The organism is Brevibacterium pityocampae (genome assembly GCF_039541555.1).
GTDB classification, from domain to species: Bacteria; Actinomycetota; Actinomycetes; order Actinomycetales; family Brevibacteriaceae; genus Brevibacterium; species Brevibacterium pityocampae.
The window spans coordinates 449,143-467,302 of record NZ_BAABGL010000002.1 but is presented as its reverse complement, the minus strand read 5'-3'; the positions used below and the strand labels follow the sequence as shown (position 1 = coordinate 467,302).

19 protein-coding genes and 3 tRNA genes are annotated in these 18,160 nt (G+C 69.0%); 8 read left to right on the top strand and 14 right to left on the bottom strand.

Going from position 1 to position 18,160, the window contains the following annotated elements; translation table 11 throughout:
• Positions 1-14: 14 nt before the first annotated feature.
• A complete protein-coding gene (locus ABD883_RS02470; RefSeq protein ID WP_345029564.1) occupies positions 15-1,646 on the top strand; it encodes an amidohydrolase in 1,632 nt (543 codons plus the stop codon).
• A 118-nt stretch (positions 1,647-1,764) separates the two neighbouring features.
• Positions 1,765-3,030, top strand: a complete 1,266-nt coding sequence (locus ABD883_RS02465; RefSeq protein WP_345029562.1) for a M20 family metallo-hydrolase — start codon at positions 1,765-1,767, stop codon at positions 3,028-3,030.
• Between the two features lie 180 nt (positions 3,031-3,210).
• Here ABD883_RS02465 and ABD883_RS02460 read toward each other — a convergent pair whose 3' ends face one another.
• Entirely contained in the window at positions 3,211-4,569 is a 1,359-nt protein-coding gene (locus ABD883_RS02460; protein WP_345029560.1) for an aspartate aminotransferase family protein, read from the bottom strand.
• Between the two features lie 228 nt (positions 4,570-4,797).
• Here ABD883_RS02460 and ABD883_RS02455 point away from each other — a divergent pair, with 228 nt between their 5' ends.
• Positions 4,798-5,412, top strand: coding sequence for a YigZ family protein (locus tag ABD883_RS02455; protein ID WP_137318827.1), 615 nt, complete (start codon positions 4,798-4,800; stop codon positions 5,410-5,412).
• A 45-nt stretch (positions 5,413-5,457) separates the two neighbouring features.
• On the opposite strand, the gene ABD883_RS02450 is transcribed toward ABD883_RS02455, so the two are convergent.
• The 3 genes from ABD883_RS02450 to ABD883_RS02440 form a co-directional block, all read right to left on the bottom strand.
• Positions 5,458-6,072: a hypothetical protein gene (locus tag ABD883_RS02450; RefSeq protein WP_345029557.1), complete on the bottom strand. Its 615-nt coding sequence runs from the start codon at positions 6,070-6,072 to the stop codon at positions 5,458-5,460.
• Positions 6,073-6,175: 103 nt separating this feature from the next.
• Entirely contained in the window at positions 6,176-6,676 is a 501-nt protein-coding gene (gene ybaK / locus ABD883_RS02445) for a Cys-tRNA(Pro) deacylase (protein ID WP_247423490.1), read from the bottom strand.
• A 130-nt stretch (positions 6,677-6,806) separates the two neighbouring features.
• Positions 6,807-7,157: a metallopeptidase family protein gene (locus ABD883_RS02440; RefSeq protein ID WP_247423492.1), complete on the bottom strand. Its 351-nt coding sequence runs from the start codon at positions 7,155-7,157 to the stop codon at positions 6,807-6,809.
• A 156-nt stretch (positions 7,158-7,313) separates the two neighbouring features.
• Between ABD883_RS02440 and ABD883_RS02435 the strand changes: the two genes are divergently transcribed.
• The 3 genes from ABD883_RS02435 to ABD883_RS02425 all read left to right on the top strand — a co-directional run bounded on the left by ABD883_RS02435 (position 7,314) and on the right by ABD883_RS02425 (position 7,646).
• Positions 7,314-7,386, top strand: a tRNA-Glu gene (locus ABD883_RS02435).
• Positions 7,387-7,430: 44 nt separating this feature from the next.
• Positions 7,431-7,504 (top strand) — tRNA-Asp (locus ABD883_RS02430).
• Positions 7,505-7,573: 69 nt separating this feature from the next.
• Positions 7,574-7,646 (top strand) — tRNA-Phe (locus ABD883_RS02425).
• Between the two features lie 69 nt (positions 7,647-7,715).
• On the opposite strand, the gene ABD883_RS02420 is transcribed toward ABD883_RS02425, so the two are convergent.
• The 10 genes from ABD883_RS02420 to ABD883_RS02375 form a co-directional block, all read right to left on the bottom strand.
• Positions 7,716-8,333 carry a 1-acyl-sn-glycerol-3-phosphate acyltransferase gene (locus ABD883_RS02420; protein WP_137320382.1) on the bottom strand — a complete coding sequence of 206 codons (618 nt, stop codon included), beginning with the start codon at positions 8,331-8,333 and terminating at the stop codon, positions 7,716-7,718.
• 173 nt (positions 8,334-8,506) lie between these two features.
• Complete coding sequence (locus ABD883_RS02415) at positions 8,507-8,782, bottom strand: hypothetical protein (RefSeq protein ID WP_137318823.1); 276 nt, start codon at positions 8,780-8,782, stop codon at positions 8,507-8,509.
• Positions 8,783-8,936: 154 nt separating this feature from the next.
• Entirely contained in the window at positions 8,937-9,437 is a 501-nt protein-coding gene (locus tag ABD883_RS02410) for a hypothetical protein (RefSeq protein ID WP_295689446.1), read from the bottom strand.
• Positions 9,438-9,471: 34 nt separating this feature from the next.
• The gene (locus ABD883_RS02405; RefSeq protein ID WP_137318821.1) at positions 9,472-9,840 is read right to left on the bottom strand and encodes a hypothetical protein; all 369 of its coding nucleotides are present in this window, start codon (positions 9,838-9,840) and stop codon (positions 9,472-9,474) included.
• Positions 9,833-10,369, bottom strand: a complete 537-nt coding sequence (locus ABD883_RS02400) for a hypothetical protein (protein ID WP_137318820.1) — start codon at positions 10,367-10,369, stop codon at positions 9,833-9,835. Before ABD883_RS02400 ends, ABD883_RS02405 begins: the two co-directional genes overlap by 8 nt.
• Before the next feature lie 118 nt (positions 10,370-10,487).
• Complete coding sequence (locus ABD883_RS02395; protein ID WP_247423496.1) at positions 10,488-11,912, bottom strand: hypothetical protein; 1,425 nt, start codon at positions 11,910-11,912, stop codon at positions 10,488-10,490.
• Between the two features lie 249 nt (positions 11,913-12,161).
• Positions 12,162-12,737: a prepilin peptidase gene (locus ABD883_RS02390; protein WP_137318818.1), complete on the bottom strand. Its 576-nt coding sequence runs from the start codon at positions 12,735-12,737 to the stop codon at positions 12,162-12,164.
• Positions 12,738-12,761: 24 nt separating this feature from the next.
• Positions 12,762-13,244 carry a hypothetical protein gene (locus tag ABD883_RS02385; RefSeq protein WP_345029541.1) on the bottom strand — a complete coding sequence of 161 codons (483 nt, stop codon included), beginning with the start codon at positions 13,242-13,244 and terminating at the stop codon, positions 12,762-12,764.
• Entirely contained in the window at positions 13,241-14,497 is a 1,257-nt protein-coding gene (locus ABD883_RS02380) for a hypothetical protein (protein ID WP_247423501.1), read from the bottom strand. The genes ABD883_RS02385 and ABD883_RS02380 overlap by 4 nt, the downstream gene beginning before the upstream one ends.
• Before the next feature lie 70 nt (positions 14,498-14,567).
• Positions 14,568-16,304: an OmpA family protein gene (locus ABD883_RS02375; RefSeq protein ID WP_345029536.1), complete on the bottom strand. Its 1,737-nt coding sequence runs from the start codon at positions 16,302-16,304 to the stop codon at positions 14,568-14,570.
• Between the two features lie 273 nt (positions 16,305-16,577).
• On the opposite strand from ABD883_RS02375, the gene ABD883_RS02370 reads away from it, so the two are divergent.
• Both ABD883_RS02370 and cpaB read left to right on the top strand, forming a co-directional pair.
• Entirely contained in the window at positions 16,578-17,363 is a 786-nt protein-coding gene (locus ABD883_RS02370) for a hypothetical protein (protein ID WP_345029534.1), read from the top strand.
• 6 nt (positions 17,364-17,369) lie between these two features.
• Positions 17,370-18,158, top strand: a complete 789-nt coding sequence (cpaB, locus tag ABD883_RS02365; RefSeq protein WP_137318813.1) for a Flp pilus assembly protein CpaB — start codon at positions 17,370-17,372, stop codon at positions 18,156-18,158.
• The last annotated feature ends 2 nt before the right edge of the window (positions 18,159-18,160 follow it).

The following is an 18,160-nucleotide window of genomic DNA, read 5'->3' as shown; positions in this document are numbered from 1 at the left end:
GAGTCCCACCGCTCATGGAGATCGACCTGCTGCTGCGCAACGCCGCCGCCGTGACCTTCGACGACGCCCGCCCCACCGCGTCGACGATCGGCATCCACCAGGGCCGGCTCCTCGGCTTCGACGAGGAGCTCGAGGGCCTCACTGCGCGGCGCACCGTCGACCTCGAGGGTGCCGCGGTGCTGCCGGGATTCAACGACGTCCACTGCCACACGACGTGGTTCGGGCTCACGCTCGCCTCGATCGACGTGGAGAAGCTGCCCGGCGGCCTGCCCGAGGTGTACCGCACCCTCGAGGACGCCGTCGCCGGGATGCCCGCCGGGGAGTGGATCAACGCCACCGGCTACTCCCACCAGGACTATGACGGCGCATACCCCGACATCGCTGTGCTCGACCGGATCGCCGGCGACCGGCCGCTGTTCATGCGGCAGGTCAGCGGTCACGCCGCGATCGTCAACACCCGCGCCCTCGAGCTCGCAGGGGTGTTCGAGCCCGGGTTCACCGAGCCGGTGGGCGGGAAGATCGTCCGCGACGCCGAGGGCCGGCCCACCGGGCTGGTCGAGGAGACCGCGCAGACGCTCGTCCAGGACCTCATCCGGCCGTATTCGACCGAGGCGATCGTCCACGCCCTCGACCTCGCCACCGCGCTCTACGCGCGGGAGGGGATCACGAGCTTCGGGGAGGCCGGGATCGCCGCCGGATGGATCGGCCACTCCCCCATCGAGGTCACCGCCTACCTCCGGGCGCGAGCGGAGGGGCGGCTGCGCGCACGCGCCCAGCTCATGCCCTCGATCAGCGCCCTCCACCCGATGGCCGCGCACTCCGCGGACGACATCGGGCTCGGCCTCGACCTCGGCATGCTCTCCGGGTTCGGCGACGACATGATCAGCCTGGGCCCGGCGAAGATCTTCATGGACGGTGCGATGTCCGGCGAGACCGCCGCGCTCACCGAGAACTACGAGGGCCGCGACCACCCCGGCTACCTCCAGGAGGACCCGGCCGAGCTGCGCCGCCTCACCCTCGATGCCTACCGCTCCGGGTGGTCGCTCGCCGTCCACGCGATCGGCGACCTCGCCGTCGACCAGGCGGTCGCGAACATCACCGAGGCCGTCGACCGGTACGGACGGCACCGGATCCCCAACCGGATCGAGCACGCCGGGATGGTGCGGGACGAGCACGTGCCGGTGCTCGCGGAGTACGGCATCGCGGTGACCCCGCAGGGCGCGTTCGCCGACGGGATCGGGGACGGGATGAACGCCTCGGTCGGCCCGCAGCGCGCCCACCTGCTCTATCGCGCGGCCTCGCTCGTGGCGGCCGGGGTCCTGGTGCCGGGCAGCTCGGACCGACCGTGCGCGGACGGCAACGCGCTGCGCGGCATCCAGTCCTTCGTCGACCGCCGCACCCGCTCCGGCGCGGTGTTCGGCGCCGAATCCGAATGCCTGACCCCGGAGCAGGCGGTGCGCGCCTACACCGAGGTGGCCGCTCGCGCCTCGGGCCAGGAGGAGTCCAAGGGGACGCTGAGCACGGGGAAGCTCGCCGACCTCGTCGTGCTCGGGGCCTCGCCGCTCGAGGTCGATCCGACGACGATCAAGGACATCCCGGTGCGCGCCACGCTGCTCGGCGGCGAGTTCACCCACTCCACCCTCTGACCCCAGACTGCAATTCTCGACGGTTCCTGAGAGCGTTTCCGCAGATCATCGCAATCTCGATCGCCGTCTCGCACGCCGACGGCCCACTCACCACCCACCCCGACACCCGAGGAGAGACATGACGGACCCCGCCTACTCGCAGCTCACCGCCGAACAGCTCGACACCGAGGTGCTCGCCGACTTCCGGGAGCTCTCACGGTTCGGAGAGACACCCCGCGGCGGCGTCGACCGTGAGGCGATGACCGCCCCCGACGTGGAGCAGCGCGGCTGGCTCACCGCCTGGCTCACCGAGCGCGGGTTCCGCGTCGAGTGCGACCGGGTCGGCAACCAATTCGGCCTGTACACGTGGACACCCGGCGCACCGTACGTGCTGCTCGGCTCCCACCTCGATTCCCAGCCGCTCGGCGGAAAGTTCGACGGCGCCTACGGGGTGCTCGCCGCTGCGCAGGCCGCCTGGCGCCTGGTGCGCCGCTTCGAGGAGTCCGGGCACACGCCGCGGCACAACATCGCCGTCGTCAACTGGTTCAACGAGGAGGGCTCCCGGTTCCAGCCCTCGATGATGGGCTCGAGCGTCTACACCGGGAAGATGGACGCCGACGCCGCGCTCAAGACCGTCGACCTCACCGGGGTGAGTGTCGCCGAGGCGCTCGAAGCCGGTGGGGCGCTCGGCACCGGTGACGGCCCGGAGGCCGCCGCCTATGCGGAGATCCACATCGAGCAGGGCCGCCACCTCGACGAAGAGGGGGTGACGATCGGCCTCGTCGAGGCGACATGGGCCGCGCAGAAGTACCACCTCATCGTCACCGGCGACCAGTCGCACACCGGGTCCACGGTGATCTCCGACCGGCACGATGCGCTGCTCGGCGCCTCCCACCTCGTCGTCGCGGCCCGCGAGATCGCCGACCGGTTCGGTCCCGACATGCACACCTCGGTCGGGCAGATGGTCATCGAGCCGAACTCCCCGGTCGTCGTCGCGCGCGAGGTGCGCCTCCACCTCGACATGCGCTCCCCCGACGAATCGCTCGTCGCGCAGGCCGATGCGCTGCTCCACGAGCGGATCGCGGAGATCGAGGAGCTCGCGAGCGTCCGGATCGAGAAGGACACCGCGCATTCCTGGGGGCTGCTCCCCTACGATCCGCGCGGCGTCGAGCTGTCCCGTGAGGTCGCCGAGGAGCTCGGGCTCAGCCACCGGGACATCATGACGATCGCCGGCCACGACTCGACGAACGTCAAGGACGTCGTGCCCTCGGTCATGCTGTTCGTGCCGAGCGTCGACGGGGTGTCCCACAACGAGGGCGAGTACACGACGGACGCGGACCTGTGCGCCGGGGTCGACCTGTTCACCGGGGTGGCCGCGCGGCTCGTCGGGGGCGCACTCGACTGACAGCCTCGGCTGACGCGCAGTGAGGACAGCACGGGAGGCGGTCGGGTCGGTCGCGGGAGGCGGTCGGGTCGGTCGCGGGAGGCGGTCGGTCACGGGAGGCGGCCGGCCGCCGAAGAAGACCGTTGAGAGTGCAAATTCTCGCGGATTCGCTCACAGGAACCGCCGGAAATTGCGATCTGCTCAGGTGTAGTGCGCCTCGGAGAGGACCTGCTCGAACACGTCGAGCCCGGCGTTGAGCTCGTCGGCGGAGATGTTGAGCGGCGGGACCACGTGGAGCCGGTGGAAGTTGTTGAACGGCAGCACGCCGCCGGCCTTGAGCTTCCCGACGATCTCCGCGACCTCCGGCGAGCTCCCGCCGTAGGGCGCCAGCGGCTCCCGGGTCTCCTTGTCGCGCACGAGCTCGAGCGCCCAGAACATCCCCACGCCGCGGGTCTCGCCGACGTTGGGGTACTTCTCGGAGAACTCCTGCAGCCGCGGACCCACGATCTCCGCGCCGAGCTTGGCGGCGTTGTCGATCATGTTCTCCTCGTGCATCGCGGTGATCGTCGCGACGGCGGCCGCGCAGGCGAGCGGGTGGCCGGAGTAGGTGAGGCCGCCGGGGTAGGCGCGCTCGGCGAAGGTGGCGTAGATGTCATCGCTCATGATGACGCCGCCGAGCGGCACGTAGCCGGAGTTGACGCCCTTGGCGAAGGTGATGATGTCGGGCACGATGTCAAAGTGCTCGAAGGCGAACCACTTCCCGGCCCGGCCGAACCCGGCCATGACCTCGTCCGCGATGAGCATGAGGCCGTACTCGTCGCACAGCCGCCGCACGCCCTGCATGTACTCCGGGCTGGGGATCATGATGCCGGCGGTGCCGGGGATCGATCCGAGGACGATCGCGGCGATGGTCTGCGGGCCCTCGAGCTGGATGGTCCGCTCGAGGTGGCGCAGCGCCCGCTCGGTCTCCTCCGCCTCGGTCGTGGCATCGAACTCGCTGCGGTAGAGGAACGGCCCGAAGAAGTGGACGACCCCGGAGTCGCCGCGGTCGTTGGCGAAGCGACGCGGGTCGCCGGTGATGTTGATCGCGGTCTGGGTGCCGCCGTGGTAGCTGCGATACCGGGCGAGCACCTTGTGCCTGCCGGTGTGCAGGCGCGCCATGCGCACCGCGTGCTCGTTGGCGTCCGCGCCGCCGTTGGTGAAGAACACGTGATCGAGGCCGGCCGGCGTGAGCTCGGTGATGAGTCGGGCGGCCTCGGAGCGGGCGGCGTTGCCGTGGGCGGGGTTGATCGTGCAGATGAGGTCGGCCTGATCCTTGATCGCCTGGACGACTGCCGGGTGCTGGTGGCCGATGTTCGTGTTGACGAGCTGCGAGGAGAAGTCGAGGAACCGCGTGCCCTCACCGTCGAACACGTAGGGGCCCTGCGCCCGGGAGATCACCATCGGCGAGATCTGCGCCTGTGCCGACCACGAATGGAACACGTGCGCGCGGTCGAGCTCGTACGTGCGCTCGGCCTCGCTGCGGATGGCTGCGAGCTCTGCCTCGGTGAAATCGGACATGGACACCCCTTCTCGGCGTGGCGGGTGCGGACCGCAGTGCGCGGACCGGCAGCTTCGTCCCCTCATCGTAGGCCACCGCCGAGGCGCGGGCGCGGTTCCGGCCGCGCCGTCCCGCGGGTCGGGACAGGCCGGCGTGCACCGGGCCAGGGCCGTCGCCGGCCCGGTGCACGCCTGCTGCATTCCGGCCGCCGGCACGGCCCGGCGGGGCCGCCCGATACAGTGGCCGGCATGGGCTACGAGGAGCCGGTGGGCGAGAACACCGCGGAGATCGAGATCAAACGGTCCCGCTTCATCGCCCGCGTCGCGCATGCCGCGACCGAGGAGGCCGCCCGGGCGATCGTCGAGGAGCAGCGCGCGGCGCATCCGAAGGCCCGGCACCACTGCACCGCGTTCGTCCTCGGACCGGACGGGCGGACCCAGCGGTCCTCCGACGACGGAGAGCCGGCCGGCACCGCGGGCGCCCCGATCCTCGAGGTCGTCACCGGGCACGGGCTCACCAATGTCGTCGCCGTCGTCACCCGCTACTTCGGCGGGACGAAGCTCGGGGCGGGCGGGCTCGTGCGCGCCTACGGCGCCGCCGCATCCGAGGCGCTCTGGGAGCTCGAGACCGTGCGCCGGAACCTCGTCGTCCCGGTGACCGCGGAGCTCGACTACGCCCACGCCGCACAGGCACAGCGCCTGGCCGAGCAGGCCGGGTGGACGGTGGCCGACAGCACGTGGGCGGAGACCGTCACCCATCGCTTCGCGGTGCCGGCCGGAGAGGTGGACGCCTGTCTGGCGATGCTCGCCGATGTCACCGCCGGGACGTGCGCACCGGAGGTGGGCGAGGCGGAGTACCTGTAGGAGAGCCCGATGCGTCCGAACGCGGGCCCGTGACTTCGACGTCGCTCAGTAGATCCCGTTGCCGGTGGAGAGGTCGCCGACGACGGCGGAGTCGATCGGTGCACTCGCCGGTCCGGCCTGCCGATTGCCGTACCCGGTGAGAGGCAGAGAACTCGTGGGCCCGCTGATCCCGGTGACGACGACCTTGTTGGTGATGCGGCCGTTCGACGTGAGTCCGTCGCGCCAGTAGAACGCGACATCGGGGTAAGCGGTGTCCCCCGGGTTGGAGGTCGACAGACTCGGGATCCGCGTTCCGGCGGGGATCACCCAGGAGAATCTCGTCGTCCGTGTCGTCGGATCGTAAGCGAGTTTCGTCACTGTGCCGTCGGAACTGCTTGCGGTGAAGCTGCGTTCATCGACGGTCCGCGTATTGAGTCCGACGACCTGGAAGTACACCGTCATCGATGCCGGAAGCGTGAATGCCGAGGTCCCCGGCTGCATCCCGAGGTTGAGGTACGACTGCTGCACGAAGCCGTCGGAGCCCGCGAGCGCCTGATTGAACAGCACCGAGAACCCCCGCGTGCTCATCGCGAGCGCCGGAGTGGCCGTGACGACCTCGAGGGCAGGGGCTGTCCAGGCGGTGGCGGTGATGAAGCGTCGACGGGAACTGTAGGTCGCCACTATCGCATCCTGTCCGCAGCCGCAAAGTTACTCGACAGTATAGGCGCGTCTGCTCGAGCTCTGTCAACCGATTCGATGCAGGGTTCCCTGCCGGGATCGGCGATCAGTCGAGGTTGGCGATCTTCCCGATGCGCGCGTTCGTGAGCATGACGAGGTCGTCGGGCCGGATCTCGATCTCCATGCCGCGGCGACCGGCGGAGACGAACACGGTGCTGAAGTCCTGGGCGGTGCGGTCGAGGACGACCGGGGAGGCATTGCGCTGGCCGAACGGGCTGACCCCGCCGGCGACGTAGCCGGTGCGTCGCTCGGTCTCAGCGATCCCCGCGAGGTGAGCCTTCTTGCCGCCGAGGACCCCGGCGAGCGCCTTGAGGTCGAGCTGGCCGGAGACGGGGACGAGCGCGATGACGGGCTCGGCGTCGACGAGGATCATCAGGGTCTTGAAGACGCGCGCGGAGTCGGTGCCGAGCTGTTCGACCGCTTCCGGGCCGTAGCGCCGGACCGCTGGGTCGTGGTCGAACTCGTGGACCGAGTACTCCACCCCGGCCAGGTTGAGCACGCGCAGTGCCGGTGTCGCTGAGCTGTGAATGCGGGCCGCAATCGACATGTGTGGCTGTAGCCTCCTGCTCGTCTTCATGCTGTCGAGGCATCCGGACCACGCAGTCCGGTCGAACGAGAGTGGTCTGAATACCCCCGCCACTCTAGGTGATGGTTCAGCGTGTGAGCCAATCCACGACTCAGCCCCAGCCGAGCTCGTGCAGCCGGTCGTCGTCGATCCCGTAGTGGTGGGCGATCTCATGGACGATGGTGATCCGGATCTCCGCCCGCAGATGCTCCTCGTCGCGCGCGAAGTCGATGAGCGGGTTCTTGAACAGGACGATGGTGTCCGGGGGCACGAACCCCCAGGAGCCGTCGCGCTCGGTGAGCGGGATCCCGTCGTACACCCCGAGCAGGTCCGGGGTCTCCGGGGGCGGCTCGTCCTCGACGAACAGCGCCACGTTGTCCATGAAGTCCTCGACGCCCGGCGGCAGGTCCGCCATCGCGGCGTCGACGAGGGCGTCGAACCGCGCATCGTCGATCTTCTCCATGCCCCCAGTCTACGAACGCCGGCCGGCGTGCCCCTTCGCCCCGGTGGGCCGTGATGCACCTCACGCCCCGGGGAGCCGTTCCGGTTTTGCAAAGCGTCGCGGCTCTGGGGTAGGCTGACTGAGGTTCAAACGCCGTGAGAACGGTGAGGCAACTGGGCCCCCATCGTCTAGTGGCCTAGGACACCGCCCTTTCACGGCGGCGACACGGGTTCGAATCCCGTTGGGGGTACGTGTACGATGAGCGGATCCCCGCAGCACGACACAAATGAATATGGCCCTGTGGCGCAGTTGGTTAGCGCGCCGCCCTGTCACGGCGGAGGTCGCGGGTTCGAGTCCCGTCAGGGTCGCGGAGCAATGAAGGCTCTTCTGTTTCAGAAGGGCCTTCGTTCTTCCGTGCGGTACGATGGACCGCACTCGGCTCTGTAGCTCAGTTGGTAGAGCGTTCGACTGAAAATCGAAAGGTCACCGGATCGACGCCGGTCGGAGCCACAGCAGTGATACAGCAGAATCCCGCGGATCCGTTCTCAGGAACCGCGGGATCTCGCTATTCATACACCCTCAGGACGGCTGCGTCGGCTCGCCCGCGCGCGGGTGCCCGTCTGCGGTCCGGCCCTCGCCGGAGAGGCGCGGCTCCGTCCGCAGCTCCGGCTTCATCCCGGCCTTGTCGGCGTAGAAGGCGCGGATCCGATCCATGTCGGCGGCCATGTTCCCGGTGAGTCGGATCGTCGGCCCCAGCCCGGTGGTGCGGGAGCGTACATCGATGAACCCGAGCGTCACCGGCAGTCCGGTCGCCATCGCGATCCGGTAGAAGCCGCTGCGCCAGCCGTCGCCGGAGCGTGTGCCCTCGGGCGTGACGACGAGCGAGAAGTCCGGCTCGGTGCGCGCTCGCTCGATCACCGCGTCGACGAGCCCGGCCGGGTTCGACCGGTCCACGGGGACACCGCCGAGCATCCGCATGAGCGGGCCGCCGACGCCGCGGAAGAGCTCCTGCTTGCCGAGCCAGCGCACCCGCAGACGTGCGTCCCAGGCGATCGCGAGCATGTGGACGAAGTCCCAGTTCGAGGTGTGCGGGGCGCCCAGCAGGATCCGCGACCCGGTCACCGGCGGATCCTCGCGCACCAGGCGGTAGGAGGTCGCGCGCCACCAGCAGCGGGCGAGAACGCCGCGCAGCGGCATCCGGGGGAGGCGGGCGGAGGCGCCCTCACTGTTCGTCACGAGTCCAAGGCTATCCGGTCCGCCGCCGCCTGGAATCACCGCGGTGAGAGTGCAGAATCATGCGGATCCGCTCTCAGGAACCGCAGGAAATTGCCGTTCGGGTGACGCGAGCTGCTGGAGCAGTGCAGGTGCGCTCAGCCGACCGGGTCCTCCGGCAGCGGGGTCTCCGTGAGCAGGGTGTCGGATTCGTCGGCGGCCCGCTGCGGATCCTTGAGCGGGTCCTCCGCGTCGAGCAGCTCGGGCTCGTCGGATCCGCCGGCCGCCGGCTGGCCGTCGCGGCCGTCGAGGGGCTCGGGCGAGTCCGCGTCACCGGGCTGGGCGAGCAGGTCGTCCTCGGCCTCGGGGACCACTGCGTCGAGCGGCTCGGTGGGCAGTGCGGGGTCGTTCGGGGTCGTCGCGCCGTCCGTCATCGTACGTCCTTCCTCGTGCGGTCAGGTGCGTGCTCCAGCCTAGACCCGCGGCGCGCAGGCCGGAACCGGGCCGGGCGCCTCGCCTGCGGTGGCCGAAGGCATGCGCGGAGGTGGACGAGTGTCTGGTCTGTGGTGGCCGGGCGCCTCGCCGGCGCTACCGCTGCCGATCCTCCGACCACCGGTACGAACCGTCGTCCAGGCGGTGGACGAGCACCGGGATCTCGGGGTCGAGCACGAGCCGGTAGCCGCCGGCCCGCGCCTGCTGGTCCGCCGCACGGCGGGCATCCCGGTCCGGCAGCTGCACGCCGGTGCTGCGATCCATGGGCAGGCGGCGCACGATCCGGTCGCGCACCCGCTTGGGCAGCACCGGAGGGCTCTTCCAGTCCATCGTGCGCCGGACGGTCTGCCCGTCCTCGGTGAACCGGAGCGTCAGATGGATCCCCCGCGGGTCCTCGTCGTTCCATGTGTGGGCGTAGCGCTTCCAGTTGTGGAGGATCAGTGCGGACTCGATGACGCCGGGCGTCGTCTGCTGCACCCGCGACATCGGCACGCTGCGGCGGCGCATGACGGTGAAGAAGCCGAATCCGACGACGATGAGCATGATGACGATGATGACGGGTATGAAGACGCCGAATCCCCCTGCGGTGCTCGTCATCGCACACCTCCGCACGCCACTTGGACGACCCGCATCACGAGTGCGCCTTCTCAGCGAACACCCAGCGCTCGGCAGCATGGACCACTCCGAGGCCGAGGGCGGCGACCACGAGGGTGCTCACGGTCCCCAGCGCGATCTCACCGACCGAATGGCCGTCGGGGATGTCGTGGACTCCGACGAAGTACGCTTCCATCGCCACGGGGACGATGAACGCCGCGAGCAGGTGACGCCCCCAGCCACCCTTCCCCTTCCACAGATGGACGGCGGATGACACGACCGCAGCCGCGAACGGGCAGAGGAGGAAGACGTCGTAGAGGCGGTAGGGCAGGATGAAGGTCAGTGCGAGATTGAGCAGCAGGTAGACGGCCGCGCCGGCGGTCCAGGCCCGGATGAGATCACTCATCGCCACGTCTCCCCTCGTCCTGCGGATCGAGCTCGAGCGTTCTCTCGACATCGCGGATGAGGTCGGGGTCCAGCACATCGGATTCACCGACGAGTTCCACCCCGGATACCTGACCGGTGTCCGGATTCGACATGAACCACCAGCGGCCCGTCATCGCGGTCCCCGTGGTGGACGAATAGGTGAACTCGGTCTTGAACGCGGATCGCGCGCCCTCGATCTCGGTCTCCTCGCGCACGTCGGCATGGAAGTCCTTCCCGTATCGCTGCCCCATCTCGGCATCGGCGAAGAGAGTCGATTCCGCATTCACCGGATGGGGCGAGGAACCGTACATCGGCGCGACGCGGAGTCGAGCCCTGGTCTCTCCCTCAGCGCTGTCGTCCAGACCGAACTGCCACGTGTCGTCGAGGGCATCGGCCGGCGATTCGGCCCAACCGTCCGGCACCGCCACTCGGACGTCCTCGAAGCGATGTTCGGTGAAGCCGGATGGGGTGCAGCCGGACAGCGCCAGGAGCACGACGGCCCCGAGCACCGCAGCTGCAGTGTGTAGGTGTCTCATGGGAGTCTCTCCTCACTCGGTGACGTCGGCGCGGACGGCGACGCCCCGGGCCGGAACCCGTCGCCGGGCCGGACCGGGGCGACCTCGCGCGTCACTGCAGGCACGCCTCATTCTGCACGACTTCCCGGTTCCCGGACGGATCCTTCGAGAGGTGGGTAGCTTCGATGAGATCGGCACCGCTGATAGACCTGTCGATGCTGAAGCCGAGCTTGTCGTTGCCGGACCCCTCACTCGCGCCGATCGACGAATCCGCACCGGTCTTCTGATAGGTGTTCGCCCCCAGCTGCCCTTCGTCGTAGGCGAGGTTTGAGAAGTCGGTGACCGTGTCGTTGAGCAGGTGATCGGGTGCGCCGTCGTGCATCATGTCGTAGAGGTTCGGGGCGATGAACCCGGACTGGGTGAAATCCGCCCACTGCTTCATCTTCGCTATCTGCTCCGGGGTCATCCCCTCGGTGTTGAGCGTCATCGTGGTCGTCGTGTATGTGCCGCCGTCGGCACCGATGCTCACGGTCTGACCATCGGCGAGCTTGATCTTCCCGTCGGGACCGACGTTGACCGCCCGCGTCTGGGTGATCCGGATCTCGTAGAGCTCACCGTTCTGGTAGGAGATGCCGACCCGGTCCTTCATGGACGCATCGTATCCGGCGCCGTAGGATCCCTTGTTCCCTTTCACCTCGGCGCTGGCCTCGGCGCGGGCGTTGCCACCGGCTTCGAGCTCGAACTCGTACGAGGTGACGACGCCGCCGTCCTTCGACGTGTCGTTGCGGACGGTGTAGGAGCCTCCGGCGTTCACGGCCGCTTGAGCACTCGCCTCTGCGGAGGGGATACCGGGAATGTCGAGTCCCTCGGGGCTGTCGGTGCCGAGAGGGTTGGAGGCCTCTGCCTCGGCCTCGACCTCGAGACTGCCAGTGGTGTAGGTGACATCCGGGTCCCGCGGCGGGGTCGGGTTGCCGGAGATGAAGCTCGCAGGCCCGCCGAGCCAGCCGCCCGAGGCCCGGTCGGCGATCTGCACGAGAGCGTAGTCCCGGATCTGCTGCTCGAGCGCTGCAGCGTCCTCGGAGTTCGGATCGACGATCCACGTGTCGCCGAGCGAGAGTCCGCCGTTGATCCCGGCAGACGCTTCGGCCCCTTCCGTGGGGGTGGACAGCTTGGCACCGACCTCGCCTTCGCCGACGAGCGTGTACTTGAGCGTGCCGTCGCTCATCTCCTCGATCTTGATCTGGTACCCGCCCTCGATCGTCACGAACTTGACGTCGAGCTTCGCGGAGCTGTTCTCGGTAGTGGTGGAGACGAGACACGTCGGAGGCATGTCGTTGGGGTTCTCGGACTGCTCCGGGACAGCTTCCGGGCCGTCGGATCCGCCGCAGTCCCCGGACCCCCCGTTCTCGGAGAAGATCCGGCACACGGCAGCCTCGAAGTCCTCCGTGACCTGCGGCTGCGTGGCGACCGGCACGACGATCAGAGTCCCAATGATCGCTGAGGCGACGAGAGCGGTCGCGAGGTATTCGACGCTCACCAGCCCGGTGTCGGACATCCGGGTCGTGCGCCGCTTCAAGGAGCGCAACACCCGTTCCCGGATGGTTGCGGGAACGGGCGGGGAATCCGGCGGATGGGGCATGGGGATGCGGGATCGAGGGGATGAGGAATACATGCCCTCAGGATACGCAGGCCCGTTCCGACGGAGGAGAGCACCGAATCCCACTCATGGACCCAAGCACCCTGGGCCCTCAGGCCCGGTTCTCGCTCCAGCGCACGGAGCCTCGGATCACGCTCCCCCGAACGCCCACAGGCACAGCAGAGCGGCACACAGCATCGCAGGCCCGAAGGGGAAGCTCGTCGAACGCCCCTGACGGGTGAGCACCATGACCACGAGACCGTGGACGAGGCCGAGCACGAGCATCCCGAAGACCCCGACGACCGTCACCAGCGGCCCGAACCACCCGAGAGCCGGCCCCAGGCTCAGTGCCAGCTTGACGTCGCCAAACCCGATCGAGGTCGGGGAGATGAGGAAGAGGGTGAAGAAGAACAGACCGACCCCAGCGCCGGCGAGCAGCGCCATGCCGAATCGGGCCCAATCTCCCCCCGCGGCCGCAGGCACCGCGAGAGCGCCGATCACCAGCGGAACGAGAGGCAGCGTGATGACATCGGGCAGCCGGCGTTCGAGCAGATCGACCCAGATCAGAAGGGGCGCGGCGACGCTCACGAGCAGCGCGGCCCACAGCACTCCGGAATCGGGATCCACGCGCCACACCGTCACGAGCACGGTCGCGAGCGTGCCCAGCACCAGGAGGGCCAGCTCCCCTCGACTGACCCGCCGCGGGAATCTCAGCAGCGGAGACATCGTCTCATTCTCCTCTCCGCCGATTCATCGGCGACGTGACCTCGAACGCCGCGCCGGTCGGCGCTGCGGCCGGCGCTCGCGGGGGGCGCGCTCCTCCCGCGGCGTCAACCGCGCGCGCAGGTGGGCGAGGAGGGCGCCGAGGGCCACCGCGGCCAGCCCCACCCCGAGATCGATGCCGGCGGCGAGGACGAGGGACCCGACCGGCACTCCCGCGTCCCCGATGGCCATCAGGAACGCGGGCAGCACGAACGCGAGCACGAACCCGCTCATGACATTGAGCAGACTCGTCGCCACCGACGCTCGGAGGACGATCAGCCGACCGGTGAGCCACCCCGACACGAGTGCGCGGGCCAGGAAGCCCAGCACGCCGAGCAATGTCGCCGCCGTCGTCGGGCCCGCCACGGTGACGAGAGCAGGCCCGCCGATGAGCGCGATCGTGAGCAGGAGAGCTGTGCAGACCACGAACGCGAGAGTCGAGACGAGCAGAGCGGGACCGTAGAACCTCACTCCTCCTCGGTCTCCTCGATCTCGCAATCGACGAGCGGTTCGGGTTCCGTCTCGGGGTTCGCCAGGTCCATCGATTCTGCCGATTCGAGCATGAGCTCACCCACCCCGCGCTGCGGCACCCCTGACACGAGCGACAGCATCGCTGCCGTGCTCAGCGATCCGGAGCCCGCCCGACCGGGAGCATAGCGCGCGCTGACCAGCACCGCGTCGGCTCCGATCCGATCGGCGAGGGCGTCGACGGGATTGCGGTCGTAGTCGCCGTCGACGACCAGGCGGTCGAACTGGCGACGGGGCAGAACCCGGATCTCGGCAGCTCCGTGACGCACGGTCTCGAACACCGCGTCGAAGGCCTCGGCGTTCCGTGCGGTGCGGAGATCGAGGGAATAGGTCCGGATGGCGAACGGCTCGACGTCGTCCGCCGCGGCCGATGACTGGGACCCGACCTGCTGCGACCGCAGCACGTCCATGTTCCAGCGCTCCCGTGCAGTTCCTGACAGAGTCAAACCGACGGGCACACCCCGCGGATCGTGCTCGATCGCATAGGTCAGCATCCCGGTGATGCCCATCCATGCGGCCATCGACGTGATGCGGGGACTCTCCTGCCACGGCAGCTCGGCGACGGCGAAGGTGGTGTACGAGCCGTCCGCACGGGTGCTCACGATCACCGACCGCTCGGTGGCCCCCGGCACGCTCACCGCCGACACCGCAGCATCAGCGGGACGGTTCTGCATCGCGCCGAGGCCGAGCGCCTCCTGCATTCGGAAGTAGCCTGCACCGACCGTGTCATTGGCCGGTCCAGCGCTGGAATCCGCGACTGCGCGATCCCCCGGAGTGCGCCCGACGAGCCAGCGCCGGGCATCGACATGGGAAGTGAATCCGTACTCTTCGAAGGGGCCCACCTCAGCGACCGGGCCGCCCTGCGACGCCTCGGCTGCAACCGGGTGGGGCCCGTCGACCTCGACCACGGTCGCCGTCCCGTCCGCGAACAGGCTCAGCTGCGACCGGCCGTCGTCGACGGGTGCGTGGTAGACCGTCGTGCGGGCCTTGCCGGTGATCGCTCCGCGATCGGGGCGACTGCAGGCGAGTGACATCTCCTCGAGCGTCGTGCATGCGCCGAAACGGCTGCACGCATCCTCCTGGATACGATGCCCCAGCTGCGGGGCCACCGGCAGCAGGACTGCGATCACCACGACAGCGGCGAGTCCTCCCCAGATCCCTGCGCCGAGCTCGAGCCGCGGCCCCCTGCGCTTCATGACCGCCCTCGAGGAGCGGGGCAGGCTCGACGGCCGCCCCCGGCGACCGGAGCACGGAGCTGAGACGTCATCAGCCCTCGGCCCCCGTCGCCTGCTGGCCGAGGTAGGACTCCAGATCGAGCTCCCATTCGCCGCTGTCTGCGAACCGGAGCACCGTGCCGTCCTCCTCGATCGCCGCTGCGGGATAGTAGGCGAACATCGGCGAGCTCAGGGTGAACCCGTGGCCGCGGGTCCCGGCGGCCTCGGTGCACAGACAGCTCACCCCGTCGCCCGTCACCGGCCAGTACTGCTGACCCGAGTCGGTGCCGATCACGGTGACATTGCTGCTCGACGGGTTCTGACCGAGGCCGAAGGAGTTCACCCCGAAGTGCAGGTGGGACTTGACCAGGGCGCTGCCGTAGAAGAGATTGCGCTGGATCGGCCCGCCATCGGCCATCGCGAACGCATAGCCGACCCGGACATGGTCCCCCGCCTCGGCCACCTCGAGCAGGTCTATGCGAAGTGGGGTGTCACCACGGTCGCCGGGCTGTTCGAGGATCGCAGAGGCGAGCACACCGTCGGGTGCCTCGGCCCCCGCCATCACCGGCGCCTCCGGCAGCTCCTCACCCGTCTCGACGCTGAGATCGCCCGAGCCGCTCGGCTGGTACACGAACGAGACCCGGCGATTGAGCGCCCGGTTGTCCTCGTTCGGCTTCCCGTCCGCCGTGAGGTTCGGCGCCAATGGATCCGTCTCTCCGAAGCCCTGCGTCGAGAAGGTGAGCCCGGCATCGGCGAGCTTGGGCTCGACATATTCCCGGACGGTCTCCGCCCGCTTCTCCGACAGCGTCTGGTTGTAGTCCTCCTCGCCCTGATCGTCGGTGTGCCCGGCAATGACGACCTCCTGCCTCTGTGCGGTCGTCCGCAGGGTGTCGACGGCGCCGTCGAGGACCTTCTCCGCCTCGCCGTCGAGCTCGCTCGAGTCGACCTCGAAGAGCACGTCCGCGGGCAGGGAGAGCTCGGTCTCCTCGTCCTCGACGTTGACCGAGGACCCGGTGACGGAGCGTATGCGCGATGCGAACGGCAGCACCGCGCGCTGCGCCGATTCCGCACCGTAGCCCGCCGGGAGCGCCCCGCTGTCGCTGCGGATGTCGAACACGGCAGTCCCCTCTGCGGTGTTCTCGAACTGCTGACCCTCGGACACCGGGATCTCGTCGGTCGGCTCGATGAACTCACCGAACATGACCGAGACCTGCTGCGAGGCAGGAGCGGGGAAGTCGGCGTAGAAGAGCTCGATCTCCTCCGGTACGAAGTCCTCCCCCTGCTCCTTGGAGGTCGTCCGTGAGCACAGGCACTCGTTCTTGCGGTCATTGCTCGCGACATCGGTCTCCGCACCGTAGAGCGGTTCGATGAGATGGCCCGACTGCGCGTCGAGCAGCCGGACCCACGGGACCTGATGGAAGTAGTCCGATCCTCCGGTGAGCTCGTGCGAACCGAGGGAGAGACCCGAGGTCGGCCGCAACCAGGCGCCGACGAGCCGGACGCTGTCTCCCGCCCTGTCGAGGGACAGCACCTGGGCCTTCGCAGTCGCCAGGGCCTCACCGGCCTTGGGTTCGGGCAGCTGCACCTCGACCTCCGCGAGCGGGTCGGGCAGCCGAGCGTCCGACCAGTAGCCGTCGATGTCGACGATGCCCCCCGATGCGTCCGTCGTGTCGGGGGACCGGTCGCGTCCGCCGCCGTCGTCCTGGCCACCCGAGCAGCCGACGGCGCCGAGCAGGGCGCCGATGAGGAACAGGCCGGTCAGCGATCGGCGGAAGGGGATCGAAGTCACGGGAGACCTCCTGGGGAATACGGGGATTCGTCACGGGGTGGGTGCGGGGAGCTGTCCGGTACATCGTACCCGGGCCCCCTCCGCACGACCCCGTCCGTTCCCACCCCGTGCTCGATCCCGCCGTCTGCCGGGCGGGATCCGAACTCCACGCGAACTCCGCCTGAACCACGGGCGACGTCCACATAAGCATTTGGCGGGGTGTCCGGGTCCTCCTATGATGGGAGACGCAGATCCCCGGCCGCCCTGTTGCCCTGCCCGCTCAGAAAGTCCCCGATGAAGTCACACCCCTCTCCGCTCCGCACCGACGCTGTCCGCGCGCTCATCCCGCACGAGGACTTCGACGCGCTGCTCGAGCAGCTCGACGCGCCGGAGGACACGTGGGTCGCCCTTATCGTCTATGCCGAACGCGCCACTGAGATCGAGCGCAGGATCAGCCATGCTCGCGCCCGATCCACCGAGAGCAGGGTGCTCATGTTCGAGTCGAACCTCAGTCCGCTCGGCATCCAGGTGCTCACCGAGATCGCCCAGTCCACCCAGACGGAGCTGGATCCGGGTGCGCTGCTCGAACTCCTCCACCGCGTGTCGGGCGCGATCCGGTGTTTCGCAGTGCTCGAATCCGTGGCACGGCTCACGCAGGCTCAGCCGTCGCTCATGCAGCACGCTCTGAGCCTGCTCCCGAGCTCGCGCTTCATTGCGGAGGCGCACGGCCGCGTCCTCCGTGGAACCCGCGCGGAGGACTTCTCCGCGATCCAGCCCTCCGAATCAGCGTCCGTCGCCTTCACCGTCGAAGGCGACCGCCAGGCCACCGAGGCGATCACCGACGCGCTCCTCGCTCGACTGCAGCCGGTGACCGTGGTCCCCCGCAACCGGCCGGCGGGAGCCGGATCACGCTGGTGGGGCCTGGAGCATCCGACCGAGGTCTGTCTGGCCCCTGCGGATCTCGCCCCTTATATCACCACCGTCCGAGAGCAGTCGACCGCGTGCGACTGGTGCGGATTCTCCCGCATCGCGCCGGTCTGCCTCGTCTGCCACCGTCTCGCACCAGACGACCAGGAGTAAGCACCCATGAATCCACGTCAGCGCCGAGGTGTCATCACCCTCGTCATCGCTGCGATCGGCGCGATCGCGGTCTTCCTCGGCGTCGTGTCGTATGTCGGATCGGTCAGTGCCGAGGTGGGTCCGAAGACCACTGTGTACGCGGCGATCGAGGACATCAGCATCCACCAGACGATCGACCCGGGGACTCACCTCGAGACCCAGGAGGTGCCGGACAAGTACGTCACTCCGCAGATGGTGACCCACCTCGATCAGCTGGCCGGTCAGAAGGCCAGGACGGCGATCACGGCCGGCTCGTACATCCAGTCCGACATGCTGGCACCGGTCTCGTCGCTCGAGGACGGACAGCGTGAAATCTCGGTGAACTTCGAAGGGGACGCAGGGATCAACGGCCGGGTCAATCCGGGCGATCTCGTCGATGTGGTCGCGGCCTTCGCCAAGGACCGCGAGAACGACCAGGACGCGAGCTACCGCCGTGCGGACATCCCGTACAACGTCGCCGGTGTCCTCGTCCGCAACGCCGAGGTCGTCGCGGTCGGCCAGCCGGACCAGCAGCTCGCACCCGACGCCGGCCAGGCAGCGGCGCAGGGCGCGCTCGTCGAGACCGTGCCGGTGACCTTCGCGGTTTCGGTCAACGATGCGAGCAAGCTCGCCTATGCCGAGGCGTTCGCAGTATCCCTGCGGATCACACGGTCGGGCAACAACGAGACGGGTTCGACGATCACCGATGACGATCTGTCCTTCGAGGATCCCGATCTCGCACCGGCGCTCGGCTCTGCCGACGGAGGGGGAAACTGATC